Origin of the sequence: Dermacoccus sp. 147Ba, from assembly GCF_004151355.1 — a bacterium.
Lineage (GTDB): Bacteria > Actinomycetota > Actinomycetes > Actinomycetales > Dermatophilaceae > Dermacoccus > Dermacoccus abyssi.
Map to the genome: position 1 here is coordinate 250,803 of NZ_SEHL01000002.1, position 25,153 is coordinate 275,955.

Sequence of the window (25,153 nt, forward strand, 5' to 3'; positions counted from 1 at the left end):
GGAGCCATGCCAGTGCTCGAGTTCGTTCATCCTCAGCGCTTCGTCGCCGGTACGGTCGGCGAGCCGGGGGCCCGTGAGTTCTACCTTCAGGTGCGCGACCCGCGCCGCGTCGAGGGCGTCGCCATCGAGAAGCAGCAGGTGGAACTCCTCGCCGAGCGTGTTGCCGAACTGCTCGACGAGGTGGGAGCCGACCGGGACGTTCCTGCTGCGCCGCAGGACAACGACCCCCTCGAGCTGCCTGTCGACCCGATCTTCCGGGTCGGCAGTATGAGCGCCGCGTGGAATCCGACGACGCAGTTGCTGAGCATCGAGTGCCACGACCTCGAGCACGAGGTGGGCGCCAGTGACGAGACCGACGGCGAGCAGACGACTCTGCGCGTCGTCATGACCCCCAGCGTGGCGCGAGAGTTCTCCCGCCGCTCGATCGCCCTCGTCGCGCAGGGCCGACGTCCGTGCCCGCTGTGCAACGAGCCGCTCGATCCCAGCGGTCATGTCTGCCCTCGAGCCAACGGGTACCGCCGCCGTTGAGCGAACCCAAGGAATCGGGAGGTTCGCTCCCTGAGCACGCTCGGTGGACGCTCGAAGGCCGTCTCGTCGAGGCGTCCAACGTCGTCCTGCGCATGGCCGACGTGAGTTCACTCGCCGAGGTGCCGGACGACCCGAGCGAGCTCCCGGACCACGCGGCCCGCGCCGTGTTCAAGCCCGTGGCGGGCGAGCGTCCGCTGGCCGACTTCCCCCGAGGCACCCTCGCGCACCGGGAGGTTGCGGCGTCCCTCGTGTGCGCCGCGCTCGGCTGGGATCACGTTCCCGAGACCCGGTGGTTCGAAGACGACCTGGGCGAAGGCTCACTGCAGCGCTGGGTGGGTCCCCTCGTCCCGACGGAGCAGGCACACGTCGCGCTGCTCGACGAGGAGGAGTTCGTCTCCCAGCAGGGGTCGGTCCACCCGATCGCCGCGTTCGAGGGTGAGGAGGGACCACTCGTCCTCGTCCACACCGACACGCCCGCCCTGCGGCGAATCGCCGTGTTCGACGTCGTGACGAACAACGCAGACCGCAAGGGCTCCCACCTCATCGAGACACCCGAGGCACTGTTCGCCATCGACAACGGCCTCACCTTCCACACCGACGACAAGCTGCGCACCGTCCTGTGGGGCTTCGCCGGTGACCCACTGGAGGAGCCGATCGAGACGGCGCTTCGGCGCCTCGTCTCGGCGCGAGGGGAACTCACACAGGGGTTGGCCCCGCTCCTCACACCGGCCGAGATCGAGGCGCTGCACGCGCGCACCGACGCACTGCTCGAAGCCGGCACCTTCCCGGACCCACCCGAGGAGCGCTACGGCCTGCCCTGGCCGCCGCTGTGAGCGCGTTAGGCTGGGCGGCGTGAAATCGTGGTCCGCGCCCTCCCTGCCCGCCGTCTCGACCACCGCAGGAGCGGACACGCCGTTCGCCCTCTTCGACACGGCCGCCGGGAAACCCCTTCCGATCGAGCCCGCCGAAGCAGCCGGCATGTACGTCTGCGGCATCACTCCGTACGACGCGACGCACCTCGGTCACGCGGCCACCTACGTCACCTTCGACCTGGCCCACCGCGTCATGCGGGACATGGGCATGAAGGTCACCTACGTCCAGAACGTCACGGATGTCGACGACCCACTGCTCGAACGTGCCACCCGTGACGGTGTCGACTGGCGCGACCTCGCCACGAGCGAGATCGAGCTCTTCCACGGCGACATGGAAGCCCTTGCCGTTCTGCCGCCGCAGCACTACATCGGCGTCGTCGAGTCCATGGGCTCACACGCCGCCAATGTGACGAAGCTCGTCGAGTCCGGCGCGGCCTACGCCTCGCCGGTGCCCGAGGGTGAGGACGTCGCCGACGGCGCGGCGGACATCTACCTCGACCTCGCGCAGCAGCCCACGTTCGGCGACCTGTCGCACTGGAGTCGCGAGGAGATGCTCGACGTCTACGCCGACCGTGGCGGTGACCCCGAGCGCCCTGGTAAACGCGACGCGCTCGACCCGCTCCTGTGGCGCGCCGAGCGCGCGGGGGAGCCCGCCTGGAACGGCGGTTCGGTCATCGGACGCGGTCGCCCCGGATGGCACATCGAGTGCACCTCGATCGCGCTCGAGCACCTCGGTTCCGGTTTCACTCTGCAGGGCGGCGGCACCGACCTCGTCTTCCCGCACCACGAGATGAGCGCGGTCCAGGCCGTCGCGCTCACCGGCCAGGTGCCCTTCGCCCGTCACTATGCCCACCAGGGCATGGTCGGGTACGAGGGCGAGAAGATGAGCAAGAGCAAGGGCAACCTCGTCAAGGTCTCCGTGTTGCGCCGTGAGGGCGTCGACCCGATGGCCATTCGTCTCGTCATGCTCGCGCAGCACTACCGCAGCGACTGGGAGTACACCGACGCCATGCTCGAGGCGGCCAAGGAGCGACTGGCACGCTGGCGTGCCGCCACGTCCAACGATCGTGGGGACGCCGAGGCCGTCGTCGCGGATCTGCGCCGGGCCCTGCGCAACGACCTCGACACCGCATCGGCGCTCGCCGCCGTGGACGCTTGGTGTGAGACCGCGGAGAACGAGGCCATCGGTTCCGGTGGCCAGGTCCGCGAAGCGGTCGAGGCCCTGCTCGGCGTCCGCCTCTGAGTCACACTCCGACTCTCGCGAGGATCGGCCCGTCCCCACGTGGGGGCGGGCCGGTCCTTGTTCGTGCGCTCAGAGCTGGTCGTCGTCGCGGCGGCGCAGGAACTGCTCGAACTCCTGCGCGATGGCGTCTCCCGACGCCTCGGGCAGTTCGGTGACGTCGACGGTGTTCTCGAGCGTGTCGACGTAGGACGCCATCTCACCGTCCTCCGCCACGAGGTCGCTCACACCCCGTTCCCACGCGCGCGCCTGCTCCTCGAGATCGGCCAGGGGGAGCGGCGTCTCGAGAAGGCGTTCCAGCGCGCTGACGACGGTCAGGGAGACCTTCGGCTGGGGCCCACCGAGCGCGTATCGAGGAACGGTCACCCACATCGAGAGCGTCTCGTACGCAGTGCGACCGAGGGCATCGACGAGCACCCCGACGATGCCCGTCGGTCCGATGTAGGTGGGTGTCCGTGCGTCGTGGGCCGCCCGGGTCACCGGCTGAGGGGACGTGAAGGCGACGGGGAACGGACGCGTGTGGGCCACTTCGCCGTCGAGCACGCCGCACAGGACCACGCGACGGGGGTTCACGTCGTCGAGCATCGTGAGCAGTTCGTCGAGGAACGCCTTCCAGCGGAACGACGGTTCGATGCCCTTGACGAGCAGCACATCGCCCACCCCGGCCATCACCGCGTGGTGGACCTCGGTCGTGCGCCAGATGATGCGACGCTCGCCGTCGACGACGTCGACGCGCGGCTGGTTGACCTGGAAGTCGTAGTAGTCCTGAGGATCGATGTCGGCCCACAGCCGAGCCTTCGTCTGGGTGACGAGGTGGTCGACGGCGTCCAGGGCCGCACCGGACACGTCGTTCCACCCCTGGAACGCGACGATGACGGTGGGCGCGGTCTCGGTGACGAGTTCGAAGTGACGACGCACTGCGGGCACCCCTTCGGGTCGAAAGATCGGCAAGCGTTCCAGTATGCGGCCACGAGGCTGCGCGCACCAAGGCCGGTACCTCGCTCCCGCTTAGCATGTGGCGTTCAGACCATCTTCGGTGAAGGGACGTCACGTGAGCAGCCGCTCCAAGACAACGACCGACCAGGACGAGTTCGTCACGACCAGCACGGATCGCACGGACGAACTCAGGCGCCTCCTGAGCGATCGCCTCCTCATCATGGACGGCGCCATGGGAACGATGATCCAGCGCGCCGGGCTCACCGAAGCCGACTACCGCGGCGAGCGTTTCGCCGACTACCCGAGCGACCTGCGGGGCAACAACGACCTGCTCTCGCTCACCGCGCCCGACGTCATCGAGGGAATCCACCGCGAGTACCTCGAAGCCGGCGCCGACATCGTCGAGACGAACACCTTCAACGCCCAGCGCATCTCGCTCGCCGACTACGACATGAGCGACCTCGCGTACGAGCTCAACGTCGCCTCGGCGAAACTCGCGCGCAACGCCGCCGATGCCGTCGCCACCGACGAGCGTCCCCGCTTCGTGGCCGGCGCCATCGGCCCGACGAACCGCACCGCGTCCATCTCGCCGGACGTCAACGACCCGGGCAAGCGCAACATCTCCTTCGACGAGCTCGTCTCGGCCTATCTCGAGCAGGCCGAAGGCCTGGCCGACGGCGGCGTCGACATCATGCTCGTCGAGACGATCTTCGACACCCTCAACGCCAAGGCGGCTCTGTTCGCACTCGACGTCCTGTTCGAGCAGCGCGGCCGCCGTTGGCCCATCGTCATCTCGGGCACGATCACCGACGCCTCGGGACGTACGCTGTCGGGCCAGACGAGCGAGGCGTTCTGGAACTCGGTGCGCCACAGCAAGCCGCTGGCCGTCGGCCTCAACTGTGCACTCGGCGCGGACGAGATGCGACCGTACGTCGCCGAGATCTCCCGCATCGCAGACTGTTTCGTTTCCTGCTACCCGAACGCGGGGCTGCCGAACGCCTTCGGTGAGTACGACGAGACGCCCGACGCGATGGCGGGGGTCGTCACGACGTTCGCCACCGACCGACTCGTCAACATCGTCGGTGGATGCTGCGGCACGACCCCGGACCACATCGCGGCCATCGCGGAAATGATCGAGAAGCTGCCGCCACGTCCGGTGCCCGAGATCGGTTCCGCTCTAAGGCTTTCCGGCCTCGAGCCCTTCACCGTCGACGACGACTCGCTCTTCGTCAACGTCGGTGAGCGCACGAACATCACCGGTTCGGCTCGCTTCCGCAAGCTCATCAAGGACGGCGATTACCCCACCGCCTTGTCTGTGGCTCGTCAGCAGGTCGAGAACGGCGCTCAGATCATCGACATCAACATGGACGAGGGGATGATCGACGGCATCGAGGCGATGGACCGCTTCTGCAAGCTCATCGCGTCCGAACCCGACATCAGCCGCGTTCCGGTCATGGTCGACTCCTCGAAGTGGGACGTCATCGAAGCCGGACTCAAGTGCATCCAGGGCAAGTCGATCGTCAACTCCATCTCGATGAAGGAGGGCGTCGAGCCGTTCGTCGAGCAGGCGCGGCTCGTCAAGCGCTACGGCGCTGCGGCCGTCGTCATGGCCTTCGACGAGGACGGCCAGGCCGACACTCTCGAGCGGCGCAAGGACATCTGCCGACGCGCCTACGACATCCTCACCGGCCCCGAGGTGGGCCTGCCGGCCGAGGACATCATCTTCGACCCCAACATCTTCGCCATCGGTACGGGTATCGAGGAGCACGCCAACTACGGCGTGGACTTCATCGAGGCCACCCGCTGGATCAAGGAGAACCTGCCGGGTGCCCTTGTCTCCGGCGGCGTCTCCAACGTGTCGTTCAGCTTCCGCGGCAACAACCCCGTGCGCGAGGCCATCCACGCGGTCTTCCTCTTCCACGCCGTCGCCGCGGGGATGGACATGGGCATCGTCAACGCGGGCGCCCTCGTCGTGTACGACGAGATCGACCCCGAACTGCGCGACCTCGTCGAGGACGTCGTGCTCAACCGTCGACCCGACGCCACGGAGCGCCTCCTCGAGGCCGCCGAGCGCTTCAACACCGGCGAAGCCGTCGCCGAGACGAAGTCCGAGAGGTGGCGCGAGGAGCCGGTGCGCGACCGCATCACGCACGCCCTCGTCAAGGGCATCGACGACTTCATCGAGGACGACACCGAGGAAATGCGCGCGGAGCTCGAGGCCGAGGGAAAGCGCCCGCTCGAGGTGATCGAGGGCCCGCTCATGGATGGCATGGGCGTCGTCGGCGACCTCTTCGGTGCCGGCAAGATGTTCCTGCCCCAGGTCGTGAAGTCGGCCCGGGTCATGAAGAAGGCCGTCGCGTACCTCATCCCCTTCATCGAGGCGGAGAAGGTGAAGAGCGGCACGACGGGCAAGCAGACGAACGGCACGGTCGTGCTCGCGACGGTCAAGGGCGACGTCCACGACATCGGCAAGAACATCGTCGGCGTGGTGTTGCAGTGCAACAACTACGAGGTCATCGACCTCGGCGTCATGGTGGCCGGGCAGAAGATCCTCGACGCTGCCCGTGAGCACGAGGCCGACATCATCGGCCTGTCGGGCCTCATCACGCCCTCGCTCGAGGAGATGGTGAACGTCGCGGGGGAGATGCAGCGGCAGGGCTTCGACCTGCCCCTGCTCGTCGGGGGCGCCACGACGTCGCGCGCACACACCGCCGTCAAGATCGATCAGCGCTACGACCAGCCCGTCGTGTGGGTCAAGGACGCCTCGCGCTCCGTACCGGTCGTTGCCGCGCTCCTGTCGAAGGGCGCCCGTCGCGAGGCGCTCCTCGCGGACGTGACGGCCGACTACGACTCTCTGCGTGCGCGCCACGCGGCCAAGCGTGACGACCGCCCGCTGCTCAGTCTCGATGCGGCTCGGGAGAACCGCCCGATGCTCGACCTCGGTGCTGTGCCCGCAGCGCCGGCACTCGCCGCGGACGGGGCGCCGGTGACACGCACGTTCACCGACTACCCCGTGAGCGAGCTGCGCGAGTACATCGACTGGCAGCCCTTCTTCGCCGCGTGGGAGATGAAGGGTCGCTTCCCGGACATTCTGAGCAACCCCGCCCAGGGTGAGGCAGCACGCAAGCTCTACGACGATGCGCAGGAGATGCTCGACCGCGTCGAGGCCGAGGGCTGGCTCCACCCGGCCGCCGTCATCGGCTTCTGGCCCGCCGCGGGCGACGGCGACGACACCGTCCTGTTCACCGACGCCGAGCGTTCCGACGAGCGTGCTCGTCTGCATCACCTGCGCCAGCAGGGTCAGCACCGCGAGGGCGTGCCGAACCGTTCCCTGGCCGACTTCGTCGCGCCGCAGGGCTCCGGCGTGGACGACTGGGTCGGCGCCTTCGCCGTGACCGCCGGTACCGAGCTTCCGGCTCGGATCGCCGCGTTCAAGGAGGAACTCGACGACTACTCCGCGATCCTGCTCGAGGCCCTGGCCGACCGATTGGCCGAGGCGCTCGCCGAGCGCATGCACGAGCGCGTTCGCACCGAGTTCTGGGGTCACGAGGCAGGGGAGAACCTCTCCAACGAGGACCTCATCGCCGAGCGCTACACCGGCATTCGCCCCGCGCCGGGCTACCCGGCGTGCCCCGAGCACACGGAGAAGGACACCCTCTTCGAGTTGCTCGATGTCACGCGTGAGATCGGTGTCGAACTCACCGAGTCGCGTGCGATGTGGCCGGGAGCGTCGGTGTCCGGGTGGTACTTCGCCCACCCCGAATCGCGCTACTTCGTCGTCGGACGGATCGGGCGCGATCAGGTGGATGACTACGCTGGGCGAAAGGGCTGGTCGGTGAAGGACGCGGAGCGTCATCTCGCCCCCAACCTCAGCTACGACCCGGAAGACTGACCGTGGACCCGACGCCCCACCTCACGCGCCTCGAGCAGCGTGTCACGCACGCCCCGACGAGGCCTCACGGCGTGCTGTGGGACATGGACGGAACACTCATCGACACCGAGCCGTACTGGATGGAGGCCGAGAACGACCTCATCGAGTCGCACGGCGGCACGTGGAGCGACGCCCAGGCGTTCCAACTGGTCGGCAACGCGCTCATCGTCTCGGGGCGCATCATCAAGGAACAGACCGGCATTCCCCTCACGCCGGAGGAGATTGTCGACGCCCTGCTCGAACGTGTCGTCGTCAAGCTGCGTGAGCACGTGCCGTGGCGACCGGGGGCTCGCGAGCTCCTGCTCGCGGCGCGCGACGCGGGTCTACCGTGCGCCCTCGTCACGATGTCGTACGAGTCGTTCGCCCGGGTTCTCGTCGATTCCCTGCCTGCGGGGACGTTCGAAGTCGTCGTCACCGGCGACATGGTCGAACACGGCAAGCCGCACCCGGAGCCGTACCTGCGGGCCGCACACAACCTCGCGCTCGCGCCCGAGCAGTGCGTCGCGATCGAGGATTCGGCGACGGGCGTGCGCTCGGCCGTCGCGGCCGGCGTCCCCACGCTCGCCGTGCCGCATCTCGTCGAGATTCCGCAGCTCGACGGCCTCGTCGTCGTCCCCGACCTCGCCGCCGTCAGCCTCGACGACCTGCCGCGTCTGGCAGAGCGGGCTCGGGCGACGCGCTGACGCTCGAGCCGGCCCGGCAGGCCGTGGCACAGACGAATGTGACCGGAAATCGCAGATGGGTACGCCGTTCGCGCATGTGGACGTAGATCGCAGATGGGGTGGGCACGGACGGAGACAAGAGTCGGTGAGGGGCGGAGTCGCGTTGCTCCACCCCTCACCGTTGCGAACCCGTCAGTCCTGGGGCGTCGGGGTCGCCAGGGCGTGGGCGGTGTCGGGTTCGACGTAGACGCTGCGCCCGAGCTCGACGAACGTCTTCGCCATCTGCTGCATGCCCTCACGGGCCTCGCTCTCGCTGACGACGCGCCGCTGGGCGCCGGCGTCACCGAAGCGGTCGCGCACGTCCTGGCTGATGCGCATCGAGCAGAACTTCGGCCCGCACATCGAACAGAAGTGTGCCGTCTTCGCCGCCTCGGCAGGCAGCGATTCGTCATGGAACTCGCGCGCGGTGTCGGGGTCGAGCGACAGGTTGAACTGGTCGTTCCAACGGAACTCGAAGCGCGCCTTGCTCAACGCGTCGTCCCACGCTCGCGCGCCGGGGTGGCGCTTCGCGACGTCGGCGGCGTGCGCCGCGAGCTTGTACGTGATGACGCCGGTCTTGACGTCATCACGGTTCGGCAGCCCGAGGTGCTCCTTCGGCGTGACGTAGCACAGCATCGCGGTGCCACCCATCGCGATCGTCGTCGCGCCGATGGCGGAAGTGATGTGGTCGTAGCCGGGTGCGACGTCGGTGACGAGCGGGCCGAGCGTGTAGAACGGCGCGCCGTCACACCACTCCTGCTGCAGGCGCACGTTCTCCTCGACGAGGTCGAGCGGCACGTGCCCGGGGCCCTCCACCATGACCTGGACGTCGAACTGCCATGCCCGCTTCGTCAGCTCGGCGAGGGTGCGCAGCTCGGAAAGCTGCGCCTCGTCGTTGGCGTCGGCAGTGCAGCCAGGGCGCAGGCCGTCACCGAGGGAGAAGGCGACGTCGTAGCGGGCGAAGATCTCGCACAGCTCGTCGAAGTGGGTGTAGAGGAAGTTCTCCTCGTGGTGTGCGAGACACCAGCCGGCCATGATCGAGCCGCCGCGGCTGACGATGCCCGTGATGCGCTCGGCCGTCATCGGCACATAGCGCAGCAGTACGCCGGCGTGGATCGTCATGTAGTCGACGCCCTGCTCGCACTGCTCGATGACGGTGTCGCGAAAGATCTCCCACGTCAGCTTGTCGGCCTCACCGTTGACCTTCTCGAGGGCCTGGTAGATCGGCACAGTGCCGATCGGGACGGGGGAGTTGCGGATGATCCACTCACGCGTCGTGTGGATGTCGTCACCGGTCGACAGGTCCATGACGGTGTCGGCGCCCCACGTCGTCGCCCACGTCAGCTTGTCGACCTCCTCGGCGATCGACGACGTCACGGCCGAGTTGCCTATGTTCGCGTTCACCTTGACGAGGAAGCGGCGCCCGATGATCATCGGCTCGCTCTCCGGGTGATTGACGTTGGCCGGGATGATCGCGCGCCCGGCGGCGACCTCGTTGCGCACCAGTTCGACGGCGCAGTTCTCGCGGGCGGCGACGAATCGCATCTCGGGGGTGATCAATCCCCTGCGGGCGTAGTGCATCTGGGTGACGACGGCACCGCCCTTGGAGCGCAGCGGTGCGCGACGTTCGCCGCGCCACTCGCGGCTCGCCTCACCGCGTCGGACGGCCGAGCGGCCGTCGTCGAGCAGGGTGCGTTCCCGACCGGCGTAGGTCTCGACGTCGTCGCGCTCGGCGATCCACTCGGCGCGCAGCGGCGGCAGCCCGACCTCGGGGTCACTGCCCGGGCCGGAGGTGTCGTACAGCTCGACGGGAGCGTTGGCCGCGCCGGTGCCGGGGGAGTTGTCGAGGATGACCTCGGTGTAGGGCACGCGCAGGCCGTCCGCGTCGCGGTACTGCTTCCGGCGAGCGTCCGATCCGTCAGCGGGGGTGGTTGCGCGCGTCTGAACGGGGGCCGACGTCGGCGACGTGGCTGCTCGGTCGGTGGTGGCCGCGAGCTCGCGGGAGTTGAACGTCGTCATGATGGTGCCTCCTTCGGATCGGGCGAAGGCACGGCAAGACCCCACGCAACAGATGTCGACGAACGTCGGCACCGAACGGAGGATGAGCGACCACGAGGTCTCCTTGGCTGCCTGCGCCGGCATGATCCGGGTCAGGTCGGGTAGCGGTCGGAGCAGTATCAGCTCCCTCTCAGCCCTGTTCTCAGGACTCCCACGAAGGACGCTTCCGACTATGGCACATCCCGGCAGACGAACGTGACGAAGGGGTCCGTCAGGTTCATGACGAACCTGACGGACCCCTTCCGGTCACGAGTCGTGCTCAGCCGCGCAACATCTCTTCCATCGTCGGCACCGCGACGAACGGATCGCGCGCCCGATTGCGCGTATCGGCAAGCGTACGAAACGATTTCGACGATGTTCTCGGCGCTTCTTCAACCTTGGACGAGCGCGCCTCAGAACTGCCGTTCACCGCCACGTCCGCTCCGCCGAGCCCGCGCTCTAGCTGCTGCGTCAACTCATCGGCAGCCTCGCTCGCACGCGCTTCCAGGCCTCGCCCGGCCCAGTCGTCGGGCGAGGCGTAGACGGCCGTCGGCATGACGAGCGCCTTCATGTACGCGAACAGCGGTCGCAGGGCCGTGTCCGTCACAAGCGAGTGTCGGGTGGAACCGCCCGTCGCGCCGACGATGACGGGCACGCCGCTCAGCACGCCGTCTGCAGTCGCGTCCCAGAACGACTTGAACAAGCCCGTGAAGCTCGCCTTGTACGTCGGCGTCACCGCGACCACGGCGTCGGCCGCGCCCAGCACCTCGTACGCGTCCGCGAGCGCCGGGGGAGCGAACCGCGTCAACGACGCCGTCGTGATGTCGTGCGCCAGCGCCCGCAGGTCGATCCGCTGAACGACGACCTCGCCGCCCTGCTCCCGCGCACTCTCGACAACCGCGTCGCACAGCAGCTGGGCGAGACGATGCGTCGACGATTCCTCACTCAGCCCGCCGCTGATCACGGCGAGGCGTGCCGTCCAGTTCGTCATCGTGTTCTCCTTCGTCTCGTTGCTCTGAGTCTGGGCCGAACGTCGCCGCCGGCGTCGCCCGCCGGGCCCGGTTAGCCGAGTTGTCGGCGAACCGGGCTGATGCTCAACGGTCTTCGGCGCGCGTTCCCGTCACATCGTCGACCTTCGGAGCGCGCGGCGCGCCTGTCTCGACGCTGCCCATCTGACCGGCGTCAGCCGAGGGCGTGTCGGTCGCCTGGGCAGCGCGCGCAGCCAGCAGGCTGGCATGCGTCGGGGCGTCAGGTACGCCGGCGGCGCGTCGGACGTCCATCTCGGCGCGCAGCTGCGGCACGACCTTCGTGCCGAGCAGCTCGATCTGGTGCATGACCTCGGCGTGCGGCAACCCGGCGTGGTCGACGAGGAACAGCTGGCGCTGGTAGTCGCCGACGTACTCGCGGAAGCCGAGCGTGCGCTCGATGACCTCGTCGGGGGTACCCACCGTCAGCGGCGTCTGCGTCGTGAAGTCCTCGAGGGAGGCGGCGCCGCCGTAGACCGGGGCGTTGTTGAAGTACGGACGGTAGGTCTCCATCGCCTTCGACTTCGAGTCAGCCATGAACACCTGACCACCTAGACCGACGATGGCGTCCTCCGCGCGACCGTGACCGTAGTGCTCGAAGCGCTCACGGTAGAAGCGCACCATCTGAGCCGCATGCTCCGGCGGCCAGAAGATGTGGTTGTGGAAGAAGCCGTCACCGTAGTAGGCGGCCTGCTCGGCGATCTCGGGGCTGCGGATCGAACCGTGCCAGACGAACGGCGCGACGCCGTCCATCGGACGCGGGGTCGAGGTGAAGCCCTGCAGCGGCGTGCGGAACTTGCCCTCCCACGTCACGTTCTCCTCGCTCCACAGCTTGCGCAGCAGGGCGTAGTTCTCGATGGCCAGCGGGATGCCCTCACGGATGTCCTTGCCGAACCAGGGGTAGACCGGTCCGGTGTTGCCGCGTCCGAGCATGAGGTCGACGCGCCCGTCGGCGAGGTGCTGCGCGTAGGCGTAGTCCTCGGCGATGTGCACCGGGTCCGTCGTCGTGATGAGCGTCGTCGCGGTCGACAGGATGATGTTCTTCGTCACCGCGGCGAGGTTGCCCATGAGGACGGGCGGGCTGGCGGGGGCCACGAAGGGCGGGTTGTGGTGCTGACCGGTGGCGAAGACGTCGAGACCGACCTCGTCGGCGACCTTGGCCATCTCGACGGTGTTCTTAATGCGCCGGTGCTCGCTGACCGTGTGACCCGTCGTCGGGTCCGTCGTGACGTCACCGACCGTGAAGATTCCGAACTGCATGACCCCTCGGGGAAGTAGTTGAAATTGAAACTACCTGTTGAACCGTAACCCTCGGCCGGGTATTCCACGAGGTTTTGTGAAGGGGATCACGAGCACGGCGAAGGAGTCGCGCGGCTCAAGCACTGACCTCGAACTGCGTGCCGCGCCCGGTCATCTTCGGCCCGAACCACCGGGGGTCAGCGAGGAAGCGGCCACCGAACTGGGGGTGGACCTGCGGCCAGAACACGTCGAGCCGGCCGTCGCGCGAATCGGGCGCCACGAGGTGGGTACACGCGAACTGCTCGGGTGCCGTGACGGAGACGAGCCAGACCGCGCCGCCGTTGTGCGTCAGCGTGTCCACGTCGAGACCGGAAACGATCTCGCCCGGGACGCCGTGGGCTGCCGCCACCTCGACGAGGGCGCGGTGGCGCCATCCGAGCGCGTCGTCGTAGCCATCGGCCGCGAGCGCCGCGCGCAACACCTCGTTGAGGTTGACGTCCACGTCGGCTTGGGTGAGGACGTGATGGAGTGCTTCGACACCACAACCGACGGTGCGCCAGGCCTCCCAGTCCGCACCTTGAACCTGATCAGGTTCAGTCACCGTCGACATCCCCCAGGTCGGCAGTCGAGTGCGGGTCGAGGGCGAGCACGCCGGCATTGTCGGGAAGCGGCGGGGGAGTGCCGCCCCAGGCGGGACACAGCGCCTTGTGGTCGCACCAGCCGCAGAGGAACGACTTGCGTGGACGCCAGTCACCCGTCTGCGCGGCGCGCTCGATGGCTTGCCACAGAGCCGTGATTTTGCGCTCGAGAGCCCGCAGGTCGTCCTCGTCGGGCTGGTAGCGCACGAATTGGCTGTTGCCGAGGTAGACGAGCTGGAGCATGAGCGGCATGACGCCTCGAGTTCGCCAGATGACGAGCGCGTAGAACTTCATCTGGAACAGGGCCTTGCCCTCGAAGAGCTCCGACGGTGAGCGCCCCGTCTTGTAGTCGACGACGCGGATTTGCCCGCCGGGTGCTACGTCGAGCCGGTCGATGTACCCACGCAGGGTGAGGCCGTCGAGGTCGGCTTCGACGTAGCGCTCGCGTTCGGCGGGTTCGAGGTGCTGCGGGTTCTCCAGGTCGAACCACTTCTCGACGAGCTTCTCGGCGTCGCGCAACCACGTCGCGAGGTCGTGGGGCGTGCCGCCCGCGAGTTTGGCGAGTTCGGGTTCTTCGGCGAGCATGTCCTCCCACGCGTGCGGGACGAGGGAGAGCGCGTGCTCGAGTGTTCGCTGCGGCGCCTCGACGTCGAAGATGCGCTCGAGCACCGAATGGACGAGCGTGCCGCGCGCCGCGGCCGGGCTCGGCGGCTCGGGTAGCTTGTCGATGACGCGGAAGCGGTAGAGCAGCGGGCACTGCATGAAATCGGACGCTCGTGAGGGGGACAGCGCGGCGACCATTCGGCGAGCCTATCGCGCGTAACTCACACCGCCCGAGCGACGCCGAGCCACGCCGCTTAGGCTTTCCTCATGCCGTCGACGTCCCCGGGTCTCAAGATCGCCACGCTCCGCGGCGTGCCCGTCTACATCGGCCGATCCTGGCCGATCATCGCCCTCGTCATCGTCGCGCTCTTCGGCCCGCAGGTCGCCCGACTGCACCCCGAATGGGGAGCCGGCGCCTACCTGCTCGCGGCCGCGTACGCCGTGCTCCTGCTCGTCAGCGTGCTCGCGCACGAGGCTGCTCACGCCGTCGTCGGCCAGGCCTGTGGTTACCGCGTCAACCGCATCGTCGCCGACCTGTGGGGCGGCCACACGGCCTACGACTCACCCGACGCGACACCCGGGCACTCGGCGCTCGTCGCCGTCGTCGGGCCCCTGACGAACCTCGTCCTCGCCGGCGCCGGATGGTTCGCCCTCACCCAGTCGAGCGGTGACGGCGCGGGCCATCTGCTGCTGCTCGCGTTCACCTTCAGCAACGGCTTCGTCGGGTTGTTCAACCTCCTGCCCGGGCTGCCTCTCGACGGCGGGTTCATCGTCGACGCCCTCGTGTGGAAGGTCACCGGTAGCCGGGCCAAGGGCATGAAGGCCGCGGGCTGGTGCGGCCGAATCGTCGCTGTCGCCGTCGTGCTCTGGGCCCTCGTGCCGGTGCTTCGCGGCGAGGGCTCGACGTGGAACCTCATGTGGTTCGCGCTCATCGCCATGTTCCTGTGGCGAGGTGCCAGCACCGCCGTCACCGTGGGCACGAACCGGGAATTCCTCTCCGGCATCCGAGTGGCCCAGGTGATGCGCCCCGCAGTGTCAGCCGCCGCCGACACGCCCGTCTCGGCGCTCCCCAAGGGGCCGGACCCCGTCGTCCTGCTCGGAGCTTCCAACGAACCCGTCGCCGTCGTCCCGCCCGGCGCTCACGTGCGGGTTCCGCTGGAACAGCGTGACCGGGTGCCGGCCAGTGCGATCGCCGAAGCCATCGTTTCCGGCGCCACCGCCATCGTCGCCGACACCCAGGCTGACATCACCGCCGTCCTGCCGGGTTTCGAGGGCGACACGACGCCGCAGCTCGTCGTCGTCACGCAGCCCGCGCCGGCCGCCGCGCCGCCGCACGGCGAGCAGGTCATCGGCGTCGTCCTGCTCAGCGATCTCGAGCGCGCCCTGCAGGCGCACGCGGGAGCGCAAGGCCGCGACCTGCGTACCACCTAAACTTCTCGGCATGACCGACGCCGATCGCCCGTCCGACCTTCCCGCCGCACCCACGGGAGCCGAGTACCGCCGCGGCCCCTTCCGCGAGGGTGAGCGCATCCAGCTCACCGACCCCAAGGGCCGCATGCACACGATCACGCTGACGCCGGGCAAGCAGTTCCACACCCACCGCGGCTTCGTGCGCCACGACGACCTCATCGGCTCGCCCGACGGCGTCACCATCACGAACACCGCCGGCGTCGAGTACCTCGCCCTGCGTCCTCTGCTGTCCGACTACGTCATGTCGATGCCGCGCGGCGCCGCCGTCGTCTACCCCAAGGACGCCGGCCAGATCGTCACCATGGCCGATGTCTTCCCCGGCGCTCGCGTGGTCGAGGCCGGTGTCGGTTCGGGCGCCCTGTCGATGTCGCTGCTACGTTCGGTCGGCGAGCACGGCCGTGTCTACTCGTTCGAGCGTCGTGAGGACTTCGCCGCCATCGCCGCCGGCAACGCGCGCGAGTTCTTCGGCACCGACCACCCGGCGTGGAGCATCACGATCGGTGACCTCGTCGACATGCTCCCGCAGACCGTGGAGGCCGGCACGATCGACCGCGTCGTGCTCGACATGCTCGCGCCGTGGGAGTGCCTCGAGGTGGCCTACGACGCGCTCGCCCCCGGCGGCGTCCTCATCTGTTACGTGGCCACGGCGACCCAGTTGTCGCGCGTCGCGGAGGCCACCCGCGAGCACGGTGGCTTCACCGAACCGCAGGCATGGGAGAGCCTCGTGCGCGGCTGGCACCTCGAAGGTCTCGCGGTGCGCCCCGAACACCGTATGCACGCCCACACCGGCTTCCTCATCTCCACGCGCCGTCTCGCGGACGGCGTCGAGGCCCCGCTGCGCAAGCGTCGCCCGGCCAAGGGCGCCTACGGCGGGGGCTCTGCCGGAGGCGGCGCCACGGACAACGGCAACCCGCCGCAGACGCCGGACGACGCGTGGACCCCGGACGCCGTCGGCGAGCGCCCCGTCTCCGACAAGAAGATGCGCAAGCTCGTGCGCTCCTTCGAGAACACCCCGACCGCGCAGGCGCTCGCAGCCGAGTCGGGCGCGTCCATCGACGACGAGCCGCGTGACGAGGCCGACGCGACGGACGGCGTCGTCACCGACCAGGACTGACGCGTCCCCGCCGAGGTTCGTCGGCTGACCTCAGCGAAACCCCCGGATGCCGCACGTCGGCGCCGGGGGTTCGCTCTACCCGGCGAGCCCTGCTCGATAGGGTGGGCGAAAAGGCGCGCTCGACGCGCCACCCCGGCTTCGAAGGAGGACGAGCGGCGATGAGCGTCCCGCAGTTCGACCCGAGCGACACGTCAAAGCCCACCGACGCCGACGTGCGTCAGTTGCGCTCCAACCTGTCGACCATCTCTGCGCAGAACGAGCGCCTCGTGCGCACGCTCAAGGACGCCCGCGAGCAGATCTCCTCGATGAAGAGCGAGATCGACCGGCTCGCGCAGCCGCCGAACAACTACGCGACGGTCATCGCCGCCCACGGGGACGGCAGCGCCGACATCTTCTACATGGGCCGCAAGATGCTCGTCTCGTACTCGCCGACCCTCAAGGCCGAGGACCTTCGCCCCGGCCAGGAAGTCATGGTCAACGAGGCCATGAACATCGTGAAGGTGCTCGGATTCGAGAAGGCCGGCGAGATCGTCACGCTCAAGGAGACGCTCGAGGACGGGCGTCTACTCATCGCCACGTCGAACGACGAGGAGCGCGTCGTGCGCACCGCCGGCCCGCTGGCCGAGCTCACGGTGCGCCCCGGCGATGCCCTTCTGTTCGAACCGAAGAGCGGTTTCGTGCTCGAACGCGTGACGAAGGCCGAGGTGGCCGACCTCGCACTCGAAGAGGTGCCGGACATCGACTACACCGACATCGGTGGCCTCGCGGGACAGATCGAGACGATCCGCGACTCCGTCGAGCTGCCGTTCCTGCACTCCGACCTCTACACCGAACACCACCTGCGCCCGCCCAAGGGCGTCCTGCTCTACGGCCCGCCCGGATGCGGCAAGACGCTCATCGCGAAGGCCGTGGCCGCGTCCCTGGCCAAGCAGGTGGCGCAGCGCCAGGGCACGAGCGACCAGGCGAGCTACTTCCTCAACATCAAGGGCCCGGAGCTGCTCAACAAGTACGTCGGTGAGACCGAGCGTCACATCCGCGTGCTGTTCCAGCGCGCCCGCGAGGTGGCGAGCTCGGGTACTCCGGTCGTCGTCTTCTTCGACGAGATGGAGTCGCTGTTCCGCATCCGCGGCGCAGGCGTGAGTTCCGACGTCGAGACGACGATCGTGCCGCAGTTGCTCGCGGAGATCGACGGTGTGGAGAGCTTGGAGAACGTCATCGTCATCGGTGCGAGCAACCGTGAGGACATGATCGACCCGGCCATCCTACGCCCGGGCCGTCTCGACGTGAAGATCCGCATCGAGCGTCCCGACGCCGATGCGGGCCGCGACATCTTCGGCAAGTACCTCACGGCCGCGTTGCCGTTCCACGAGAGCGAACTCGCCAAGCACGACGGTGACGCGGGCGCGACGGCCGAGGCGCTCATCGACGCCGCGGTGGGGGAGTTGTACGCCCGCGACGACGCCCACGCCTATCTCGAGGCCACGTACGCCGACGGCAGCCGCGAGACGCTCTACTTCGCGGACTTCGCCAGCGGCGCGATGATCCAAAACATCGTCGACCGCGCGAAGAAGTTCGCCATCAAGGCGCTCATCACGAACGGCGAGCGCGGCATCACGCGCGAGTTCGTCCTCGCCGCGTGCCATGACGAGTTCCGAGAGAACGAGGACCTGCCGGGCACGAGCAACCCCGACGACTGGGCGCGCATCTCCGGCCGTCGCGGCGAGCGGATCGTCGACATCCGCACCCTCGCCGACAAGAACTGACCGGCGCCTTCCCGGAACGCAGTGAACCTCCCCGACCGTCCGTGGTCGGGGAGGTTCACTGTTGTCGAGCGGCTCAGGCGTGGGCGCGGCGACGCTCGAGGAAAGCGACGGGGGCACGCCAGCCGAGCATGAAGAACCCGTTGAAGACGAGCGAGACGATGACGAACGAGATCGCGGTGCCCTGGTCGCTGAGCTGACGCAGCAGCATGCCGACGACGATCGTCGAGAGCCACACGACGACGCCGCCCGTCAGGGCCTTGCCCGCGAGCAACGAACGTCGGGCGACGAGCACGATGGCCCACCCCACGCAGGCGCCCACGAGGAAGGGCCATGCTGTCGTCAGTACGCCCTCGAGCGCACCCGTTTCGCCGTGGTTACGTCGGCCGGTGGCCGAGAAGACGAGAACGATGACGAGGTCGAGAACCGGAGCGAGGGCGGCAGGCATGGCCTCACGCTATCGCGACCGCTCGTGCCGCCTTCGGCCTGTCCGAGCGTGAGCTGAGCCTCGTTCCGTCCCGCCGAGATGACACGGGCTCCCCACCCTTTTATATTGATTATCAATACGCCACCACCGATGAGGAGCCCTGTGACCGCCCGCCACGCCGCAACGGCGAGATCCACCCGCCAAAGTCTCGTCGTCGCCGTGTTGTGTGTGGCCGGCACGGTCGTGGCGCTCCAGCAGACGCTCGTCGTACCGCTCATCCCGGAGTGGCCGACGTTGCTCGACACGAGCGCGGAGAACGCGGCCTGGCTCGTCACCGCAACGCTGCTCGCAGGAGCCGTGGCAACGCCGATCCTCGCGCGCCTGGCCGACATGGTCGGCAAGCGGCGCATCATGCTCGTCTCGCTCGGGTTCGTCATCGCCGGATCGCTTCTCGGCGCCCTGGGTGACGGTCTCGCCGCCCTCATCACAGCTCGCGCCCTCCAGGGTGTGGGCGCCGCGATGATTCCCATCGGCATCAGCATCCTACGCGACGAACTGCCCCGCGAACGCGTCGGGGGAGCGGTCGCCACGATGAGCGCCACCCTCGGCATCGGCTCCGCCATCGGTCTGCCGCTGGCCGGCGTCCTCGTCGAGCACTTCAGCTGGCACATGGTTTTCTGGGTCTCCGGTGCGTCGGCCGCCCTCATGTTCCTCGGCGTCGTGCTCGTCGTGCCCGAATCCAAGGTGAAGTCATCGGGCTCGTTCGACCTCGTCGGTGCGCTGCTCCTGTCGGCTGCGTTGCTGTGCCTCCTCGTGCCCATCACGAAGGGCGGACACTGGGGATGGACGAGCGAGAAGGTGATCCTCGGGCTCGCCGCAAGCGTCGCCATCCTCGCGGCGTGGGCGCCCTTGGAGCTGCGTCACCGCTCACCGATGGTCGACCTTCGCACCTCGGCCCGACGCCCCGTACTCCTGACCAACGCGGCGTCCCTGCTCATCGGCTTCGCCATGTACGCCAACATGATGACGACGACGCAGCAGTTGCAGATGCCGGAAGCCACCGGTTACGGCTTCGGCCTCTCACTCATCGCCGCGGGCATCGCGATGCTGCCGGGCGGTCTCGCCATGGTCTTCCTGTCGCCCGTGAGCGCCGGCATCACGAAGCGCTTCGGGGCCCGGACGACGCTCATCGTCGGTGCCACGACGCTGGCGCTCGCCTACGGCATGCGCGTGTTCCTCACCGGCTCCGTGTGGCAGGTCGTGCTCGGTGCGACGCTGTGCAGCGCCGCCACCGCCATCGCCTATGCGGCGATGCCGACGCTCATCATGCGCTCGGTGCCGATCACCGAGACGGCCGCCGCGAACGGTCTCAACACGCTGCTGCGCTCGATCGGCACCTCGACGTCGTCGGCCGCCGTTGCCGCGGTGCTCACGAGCATGTCGTTCTCGCTGGCCGGCCACGAGGTGCCGAAACTCGACGGCTTCAAGACGGTCTTCGTCATGGCTGCACTCGCCTCGCTGGCGTCGGCGCTCGTGGCCGGCTTCGTGCCCAAGGCAGCTGTTGCGCCGCGGGCCGTGCCCGCGCGCGAGGAGGGGGCCGGGAGCGCTGAGGCGCCCACGCGCGCCACGAGCAGCGATGTCCGTGCGGGCGACAACCGCGACGTCGTCGCCTCCGGCGTGCTCACCGACCTGGGCGGGTGTCCCCTGCGTCGCGGCGTCGTCACAGCCCTCGCCCCCGACGGCGCCCACCTCGACTGGGGCCGCGTCGACGAGGACGGCCGCTACCGACTCGCCCTCCCGGGGGCCGGTCACTACGTCCTCGTGGCGTCGGCCGACGGGTGGGCCACGCGCTCGCAGTTCGTCGACGTCACGGGACCGGAGCTGCCGCAGTTCACGCTGTCGCGGCCACTGCTGCTCACGGGCACCGTCGTCTCCAGCGGCGGGCCGACCGCCGACCTGCCCGTGACGCTGCTCAAGCACTCGGGCGAGTATCAGGCGGCCACGCGCACTGACGCCGAAGGCCGTTTCGAGATGTCGCTGCCGCCGAGCGGTCGCTACGTCGTCACCGCGCTCTGCGAGGAGCGAGGGGAGTCGGCGGCGCGTGGCCTCACCGTCCTGACACAGCCTCAGGACATCGAACTCGAGCTCGCGAGCAGCCACCGTCTGCACGTCAACGCGACTGCGTGACGTTTCGCGCCGGCCCCCGCCGCGAGATGGGGCCGGCACTAGGGTTGATCCCATGACCGTTCAGCGCATCATGGGCATCGAAACCGAGTACGGCGTCCTGCGTCCGGGGGACACGCGCACGACGCCGATGGTGCTGTCCGGGCAGGTCGTGCGTGCCTACGCCGACGCCGTCGGGCTCAACGCCGCGCAGAGCCGCTGGGACTACAGCGACGAGTCGCCGCTGCGCGACCAGCGCGGCTACGACATCGCCCGCGAGGTGGCGCACGAGAGCCAGCTGACCGACGAGGCCGACCCCAGCTTCGCCAACGTCGTGCTCGCCAACGGCGCCCGGCTCTACGTCGACCACGCGCACCCCGAGTACAGCTCGCCGGAGGTCTCGAACCCGCGTGACGCCGTGCGCTACGACCGAGCGGGCGAACTCGTCATGCGTCGCGCGGCCGAACTCCTCGCGGAGCACCCGGACGGCGCAACGCAGCTCTACAAGAACAACGTCGACGGCCAAGGCGCCTCGTACGGCACCCACGAGAACTACCTCCTGCGCCGCGAGGTGCCGTGGGCGCGCGTCGTCGCCGGCATGACGCCGTTCTTCATTGCCCGGCAGGTGATCACCGGAAGCGGTCGTGTCGGTATCGGCCAGGAGTCGGAGCGTGCCGGTTTCCAGTTGACGCAGCGCGCCGACTACTTCGAGACCGAGGTCGCCCTCGAGACCACGCTGCGCCGCCCGATCGTCAACTCGCGCGACGAACCGCACGCCGACCACACGAAGTACCGGCGCCTGCACGTCATCGTCGGCGACGCCAACCACGCCGACGTCGCGAACCTGCTCAAGATGGGCATGACGAGCCTCGTCATCGGCGCCCTCGAGGACGAGGCGCTGCCGGGCGTCATCGTCAAACAGCCGGTGGCGACCCTGCGCGCCGTCAGCCACGACGTGTCGCTCGCGCAGGAGTACGAACTCGTCGACGGGCGCACGGTCACGGCCCTCGACCTGCTCGAGATGTACCGCGACGCAACCCACGCATGGTGGACCCGCCGCGGCAACGACCCGATCGCCGACGCCACGAGCGAGGTCTTCGAGCACTGGACGCGCGTGCACGACGCCCTGCGCGCCGACCCGATGACGCTCACGAAGGATCTCGACTGGGTCGCCAAGAGGAGCGTCATGGAGGGCTTCATCGCGCGCCACGGCACAGGCTGGGACGATCCGCGCCTGCGCGCTCTCGACATCCAGTGGTCCGACGTTCGCGCCGACAAGGGCGTGTTCCACACCCTCGAACGCGGCGGGCGTTTCACCCGCCTGTTCTCCGACGACGAACTCGCCCAGGCCGTCGTCGAACCGCCCCGCGACACGCGAGCGTGGTTGCGCGGCAAGAGCATCGAGGCCTTTGGTGACGACGTGGCGTCGGCGTCCTGGGACGCGATGGTCTACCGCACCGCGCAGCCGTCGAGCTACACCCGCGTCACGATGCCCGAGCCCTTCGCCGGTGACGCGGGCTCGACCGACGGTTGGTTCGACGGGGGCGTCGCCGAGCTGCTCGAGCGGGTCGGCGACGACAAGGTGGTGCGCTGAGGGTTACCCCTGCCCGCGCCCCTGCGGCGAACTAGGGTGGTGGCGAAGCGACCACAGGCGCGCCACGGCCACACGGCGTGAGCGCGGCCGGCGACGAAGGAGTACACGATGAGCGACCAGCAGCAGTTCGGCAAGCGCGGCGGCAGCGGCGACGACTTCGACGGCGCCGACGAGGCCGGTCAGGCCCAGGTGACACGGGAGTCGAACACGAGCGACATCGACTCGATGCTCGACGAGATCGACGGCGTCCTCGAGTCGAACGCGAGCGAGTTCGTCTCCGGCTTCGTCCAGAAGGGCGGCGAGTGACGGCTCGCTGAGCCCCCTCACCTCCACCTCGCACGCACCCCGGGAGCACCCATGGAACGCCGCATCTACGGCCTCGAGACCGAGTTCGGGGTCACCGCGACCACGAACGGCCAGCGTCGGCTCACCCCTGACGAAGTGAGCCGCGCCCTGTTCCGCAAGGTCGTGGCCTGGGGGCGTTCGAGCAACGTCTTCCTCGACAACGGCTCACGCCTCTACCTCGATGTCGGTGCCCACCCCGAGTACGCGACGGCCGAGTGCGACACGCTGCTCGACCTCGTCGCCCACGACCGCGCGGGTGAGCGCATCCTCGACGACATGACGAGTGAGGCGCAGGAGCGCCTCGCCGAGGACGGCGTCGAGGGCTCGATCTACGTCTTCAAGAACAACACCGACTCCGCGGGCAACTCCTACGGCTGCCACGAGAACCTCCTGCTCGAGCGCAGCACCGACATGAACCGCATCTCGGAGGTGCTCGTCGCGTTCCTCGTCTCGCGCCAGCTCATCACCGGCGCGGGCAAGCTCCTGCAGCGCGACGGACGCACCGTCTTCAACCTCACCCAACGCGCCGAACACATCTGGGACGGCTTCTCGAGCGCCACGACCCGATCACGGCCCATCATCAACAGCCGCGACGAACCGCACGCCGACTCGGCACGCTTCCGCCGCCTCCACGTCATCGTCGGCGACTCGACGATGAGCGAGACGACGACGCTGCTCAAGGTCGGCGCCGCGCACCTCGTCCTGCGCCTCATCGAGGCAGGGGAGTCGTTCCCGCGCATGCACCTGGCCAACCAGGTCAAGGCCATCCGTGACGTCTCGGCCGACCCGACCGGCCAGGCCGTCATCGACCTCCAAGGCGGCACCTCGATGACGGCGCTCGCGATGCAGCGGCTGTTCCTCGAACGCTCCAAGGCGTTCGTCGAGCGCGAAGGCGACCCTGACCCGTCCGTCGAGCTCGTGCTCGACCTGTGGGAGCGCGCTCTCGACGCCGTTGAGAGCCAGGACTTCTCGAGCGTAGAGACCGAGATCGAGTGGGTCATCAAGCGTCGGCTGCTCACCGACTACGCCACGCGCCACGGCCTCGAACTCGACGACCCGCGCATGGCACAACTCGACCTCACCTTCCACGACATCCGTCGGGGCCGCGGCCTGTTCGGCATGCTCGAGAAGGCCGGGCGCGCGCGTCGCCTCGTCGATGACGAGCGCATCGCCGCCGCCGTGACGACGCCGCCCCAGACGACGCGCGCCAAGCTGCGCGGCGACTTCGTGCGCGAGGCCCGTGCGGCCGGGCGCGACTTCACCGTCGACTGGGTGCACCTCAAGCTCAACGACCAGGCCGGGCGCACCATCATGTGCAAGGACCCGTTCCTCGCCGAGGACGCCCGCGTCGAGCGCCTCATCGACAGCCTCTCCACGCCTCTGTGACGGCCCACGCACAGGTCGTCGCGAGGTCCACGCGTTATCGTGGGCCGGACTCACTTCCCACTGCTAGGACTTTTCTGCGTGTCTTCCCCCAAGCGTCTGTTCGCCCTCGCCGTCCTCCCGGTCGTCTTCCTCGCAGGTTGCGGCGACGACTCGTCCAAGGCTTCCTCGTCGGGTTCGGGCTCCGGTAGCTCGTCGGCATCGTCGTCGCCCTCGTCCTCCTCGTCGTCCGGCCTCGCCTCGCCCGCGACGAAGGGCAACGTCTCCGACGTCAAGGTCGACACGAAGAACGCCAAGAAGCCCACCGTCTCCATTGCGAAGGACAAGCTGCCCTTCGGCACGAAGTCCGCGACGACCAAGGTGCTCTCCGAGGGCAAGGGCAAGGCCATCGGAGACAAGGACTTCGTCAAGGCCGACTTCGTCATGGTCAACGGCACCACCGGCAAGACGCTCGGTTCGACGTTCGGGGAGACGGTGCCGAGCTTCAACATGGCCGACAACAACAACCTCCCGGGCCTCCTCACCCAGCTGAAGGGGAAGAAGGAAGGCTCGAAGGTCGTCATCTCCCTGCCGTCCGGGCAGGCGTTCGGCAAGGCCGGTAACCAGAACCTCGGCATCGGTTCCAACGACAACCTCGTGCTCTACATGGACATCAAGGGTGTCGACACGCCCCTGACCGAGGCCAAGGGCACGAGCAAGCCCGCAGAATCCGGGATGCCGACCGTCAAGGTTCCCGCCGGTGCGGGCAAGCAGGCGGCCATCACGATGCCGAAGGGCGCCAAGGCACCCACGTCACTCAAGACCTCGACGCTTGTCGAAGGTGAGGGTGACACCGTCAAGTCGGGCGACTCCATCGCGGTCACCTACACGGGCCAGATCTGGGGCAAGAACACCGTCTTCGACGCCACGGCCAAGCACCCCGACGCGCCCAACCCGTCGGTCTTCGTCATCGGCAAGAAGCAGGTCATCACGGGCTGGGACAAGGCCCTGGTCGGCAAGAAGGTCGGCAGCCGAGTGCTCGTGGTCGTGCCGCCGGCCGACGGCTACGGCGCTCAGGGCAACCCGCAGGCGGGCATCCAGCCCACCGACACCCTCGTCTTCGTCGTCGACATCCTCGCGGCCAACTGACGCATCATCACGAACGGAC

The 25,153-nt window shown here is 68.6% G+C and carries 20 protein-coding genes and 1 riboswitch; of the genes, 13 read left to right on the plus strand and 7 right to left on the minus strand.

Going from position 1 to position 25,153, the window contains the following annotated elements:
- Positions 1-6: 6 nt before the first annotated feature.
- From EVU97_RS03455 to mshC, 3 genes are read left to right on the plus strand one after another with little or no spacing between them, the layout of a single operon-like run.
- Complete coding sequence (locus EVU97_RS03455; protein WP_118912377.1) at positions 7-528, plus strand: DUF3090 domain-containing protein; 522 nt, start codon at positions 7-9, stop codon at positions 526-528.
- On the plus strand, positions 525-1,361 hold the full coding sequence (locus tag EVU97_RS03460; protein WP_205744854.1) for an SCO1664 family protein: 837 nt from the start codon (positions 525-527) through the stop codon (positions 1,359-1,361). Before EVU97_RS03455 ends, EVU97_RS03460 begins: the two co-directional genes overlap by 4 nt.
- A gap of 19 nt (positions 1,362-1,380) precedes the next feature.
- Positions 1,381-2,643, plus strand: coding sequence for a cysteine--1-D-myo-inosityl 2-amino-2-deoxy-alpha-D-glucopyranoside ligase (gene mshC, locus EVU97_RS03465; RefSeq protein ID WP_129663540.1), 1,263 nt, complete (start codon positions 1,381-1,383; stop codon positions 2,641-2,643).
- Positions 2,644-2,712: 69 nt separating this feature from the next.
- Here the strand turns inward: mshC and EVU97_RS03470 are convergent, their stop codons facing one another.
- Entirely contained in the window at positions 2,713-3,591 is an 879-nt protein-coding gene (locus EVU97_RS03470; RefSeq protein WP_225910760.1) for a PAC2 family protein, read from the minus strand.
- Between the two features lie 100 nt (positions 3,592-3,691).
- On the opposite strand from EVU97_RS03470, the gene metH reads away from it, so the two are divergent.
- A complete protein-coding gene (metH, locus tag EVU97_RS03475; protein WP_129663542.1) occupies positions 3,692-7,468 on the plus strand; it encodes a methionine synthase in 3,777 nt (1,258 codons plus the stop codon).
- Between the two features lie 2 nt (positions 7,469-7,470).
- On the plus strand, positions 7,471-8,190 hold the full coding sequence (locus EVU97_RS03480) for an HAD family hydrolase (RefSeq protein WP_370448517.1): 720 nt from the start codon (positions 7,471-7,473) through the stop codon (positions 8,188-8,190).
- Between the two features lie 171 nt (positions 8,191-8,361).
- Here the strand turns inward: EVU97_RS03480 and thiC are convergent, their stop codons facing one another.
- The 5 genes from thiC to EVU97_RS03505 form a co-directional block, all read right to left on the minus strand.
- The gene (gene thiC / locus EVU97_RS03485; protein WP_129663544.1) at positions 8,362-10,227 is read right to left on the minus strand and encodes a phosphomethylpyrimidine synthase ThiC; all 1,866 of its coding nucleotides are present in this window, start codon (positions 10,225-10,227) and stop codon (positions 8,362-8,364) included.
- Between the two features lie 89 nt (positions 10,228-10,316).
- Positions 10,317-10,431, minus strand: a riboswitch (TPP riboswitch).
- Positions 10,432-10,525: 94 nt separating this feature from the next.
- Entirely contained in the window at positions 10,526-11,236 is a 711-nt protein-coding gene (locus EVU97_RS03490; RefSeq protein WP_129663546.1) for a CE1759 family FMN reductase, read from the minus strand.
- Positions 11,237-11,339: 103 nt separating this feature from the next.
- Entirely contained in the window at positions 11,340-12,530 is a 1,191-nt protein-coding gene (locus EVU97_RS03495) for a CE1758 family FMN-dependent luciferase-like monooxygenase (protein WP_129663548.1), read from the minus strand.
- A gap of 115 nt (positions 12,531-12,645) precedes the next feature.
- Positions 12,646-13,110 (minus strand): hypothetical protein, encoded by a 465-nt coding sequence (locus tag EVU97_RS03500; RefSeq protein ID WP_129663550.1) that lies wholly within the window; start codon positions 13,108-13,110, stop codon positions 12,646-12,648.
- Positions 13,103-13,948, minus strand: a complete 846-nt coding sequence (locus EVU97_RS03505) for a PD-(D/E)XK nuclease family protein (RefSeq protein ID WP_129663552.1) — start codon at positions 13,946-13,948, stop codon at positions 13,103-13,105. Before EVU97_RS03505 ends, EVU97_RS03500 begins: the two co-directional genes overlap by 8 nt.
- Positions 13,949-14,017: 69 nt before the next feature.
- Here EVU97_RS03505 and EVU97_RS15100 point away from each other — a divergent pair, with 69 nt between their 5' ends.
- The 3 genes from EVU97_RS15100 (at position 14,018) to arc (ending at position 18,097) form a co-directional block, all read left to right on the plus strand.
- Positions 14,018-15,181 carry a site-2 protease family protein gene (locus EVU97_RS15100; RefSeq protein WP_129663554.1) on the plus strand — a complete coding sequence of 388 codons (1,164 nt, stop codon included), beginning with the start codon at positions 14,018-14,020 and terminating at the stop codon, positions 15,179-15,181.
- A 10-nt stretch (positions 15,182-15,191) separates the two neighbouring features.
- The gene (locus EVU97_RS03515; RefSeq protein WP_129663556.1) at positions 15,192-16,334 is read left to right on the plus strand and encodes a tRNA (adenine-N1)-methyltransferase; all 1,143 of its coding nucleotides are present in this window, start codon (positions 15,192-15,194) and stop codon (positions 16,332-16,334) included.
- A 158-nt stretch (positions 16,335-16,492) separates the two neighbouring features.
- A complete protein-coding gene (arc, locus tag EVU97_RS03520; RefSeq protein ID WP_129663558.1) occupies positions 16,493-18,097 on the plus strand; it encodes a proteasome ATPase in 1,605 nt (534 codons plus the stop codon).
- A 73-nt stretch (positions 18,098-18,170) separates the two neighbouring features.
- Here arc and EVU97_RS03525 read toward each other — a convergent pair whose 3' ends face one another.
- Complete coding sequence (locus EVU97_RS03525; protein ID WP_047312834.1) at positions 18,171-18,542, minus strand: DUF3054 domain-containing protein; 372 nt, start codon at positions 18,540-18,542, stop codon at positions 18,171-18,173.
- Positions 18,543-18,683: 141 nt separating this feature from the next.
- On the opposite strand from EVU97_RS03525, the gene EVU97_RS03530 reads away from it, so the two are divergent.
- From EVU97_RS03530 to EVU97_RS03550, 5 genes are all read left to right on the plus strand, one after another.
- A complete protein-coding gene (locus EVU97_RS03530) occupies positions 18,684-20,708 on the plus strand; it encodes an MFS transporter (RefSeq protein ID WP_240730116.1) in 2,025 nt (674 codons plus the stop codon).
- A 52-nt stretch (positions 20,709-20,760) separates the two neighbouring features.
- Positions 20,761-22,278 carry a depupylase/deamidase Dop gene (gene dop / locus EVU97_RS03535; protein WP_129663562.1) on the plus strand — a complete coding sequence of 506 codons (1,518 nt, stop codon included), beginning with the start codon at positions 20,761-20,763 and terminating at the stop codon, positions 22,276-22,278.
- 108 nt (positions 22,279-22,386) lie between these two features.
- On the plus strand, positions 22,387-22,584 hold the full coding sequence (locus EVU97_RS03540) for a ubiquitin-like protein Pup (protein ID WP_129663564.1): 198 nt from the start codon (positions 22,387-22,389) through the stop codon (positions 22,582-22,584).
- A gap of 51 nt (positions 22,585-22,635) precedes the next feature.
- Positions 22,636-24,009: a Pup--protein ligase gene (pafA, locus tag EVU97_RS03545; protein WP_118912368.1), complete on the plus strand. Its 1,374-nt coding sequence runs from the start codon at positions 22,636-22,638 to the stop codon at positions 24,007-24,009.
- A gap of 78 nt (positions 24,010-24,087) precedes the next feature.
- Complete coding sequence (locus EVU97_RS03550; protein WP_129663566.1) at positions 24,088-25,134, plus strand: FKBP-type peptidyl-prolyl cis-trans isomerase; 1,047 nt, start codon at positions 24,088-24,090, stop codon at positions 25,132-25,134.
- Positions 25,135-25,153 lie beyond the last annotated feature (19 nt).

Excerpts from the sequence above, each read along its gene's own strand:
- EVU97_RS03455 (WP_118912377.1), top strand. The coding sequence starts at position 7 with ATGCCAGTGCTCGAGTTCGTTCATCCTCAGCGCTTCGTCGCCGGTACG.
- thiC (WP_129663544.1), bottom strand. The coding sequence starts at position 10,227 with ATGACGACGTTCAACTCCCGCGAGCTCGCGGCCACCACCGACCGAGCA.
- EVU97_RS03490 (WP_129663546.1), bottom strand. The coding sequence starts at position 11,236 with ATGACGAACTGGACGGCACGCCTCGCCGTGATCAGCGGCGGGCTGAGT.
- EVU97_RS03495 (WP_129663548.1), bottom strand. The coding sequence starts at position 12,530 with ATGCAGTTCGGAATCTTCACGGTCGGTGACGTCACGACGGACCCGACG.
- EVU97_RS03505 (WP_129663552.1), bottom strand. The coding sequence starts at position 13,948 with ATGGTCGCCGCGCTGTCCCCCTCACGAGCGTCCGATTTCATGCAGTGC.
- EVU97_RS15100 (WP_129663554.1), top strand. The coding sequence starts at position 14,018 with ATGCCGTCGACGTCCCCGGGTCTCAAGATCGCCACGCTCCGCGGCGTG.
- EVU97_RS03515 (WP_129663556.1), top strand. The coding sequence starts at position 15,192 with ATGACCGACGCCGATCGCCCGTCCGACCTTCCCGCCGCACCCACGGGA.
- arc (WP_129663558.1), top strand. The coding sequence starts at position 16,493 with ATGAGCGTCCCGCAGTTCGACCCGAGCGACACGTCAAAGCCCACCGAC.
- EVU97_RS03525 (WP_047312834.1), bottom strand. The coding sequence starts at position 18,542 with ATGCCTGCCGCCCTCGCTCCGGTTCTCGACCTCGTCATCGTTCTCGTC.
- dop (WP_129663562.1), top strand. The coding sequence starts at position 20,761 with ATGACCGTTCAGCGCATCATGGGCATCGAAACCGAGTACGGCGTCCTG.
- EVU97_RS03540 (WP_129663564.1), top strand. The coding sequence starts at position 22,387 with ATGAGCGACCAGCAGCAGTTCGGCAAGCGCGGCGGCAGCGGCGACGAC.
- pafA (WP_118912368.1), top strand. The coding sequence starts at position 22,636 with ATGGAACGCCGCATCTACGGCCTCGAGACCGAGTTCGGGGTCACCGCG.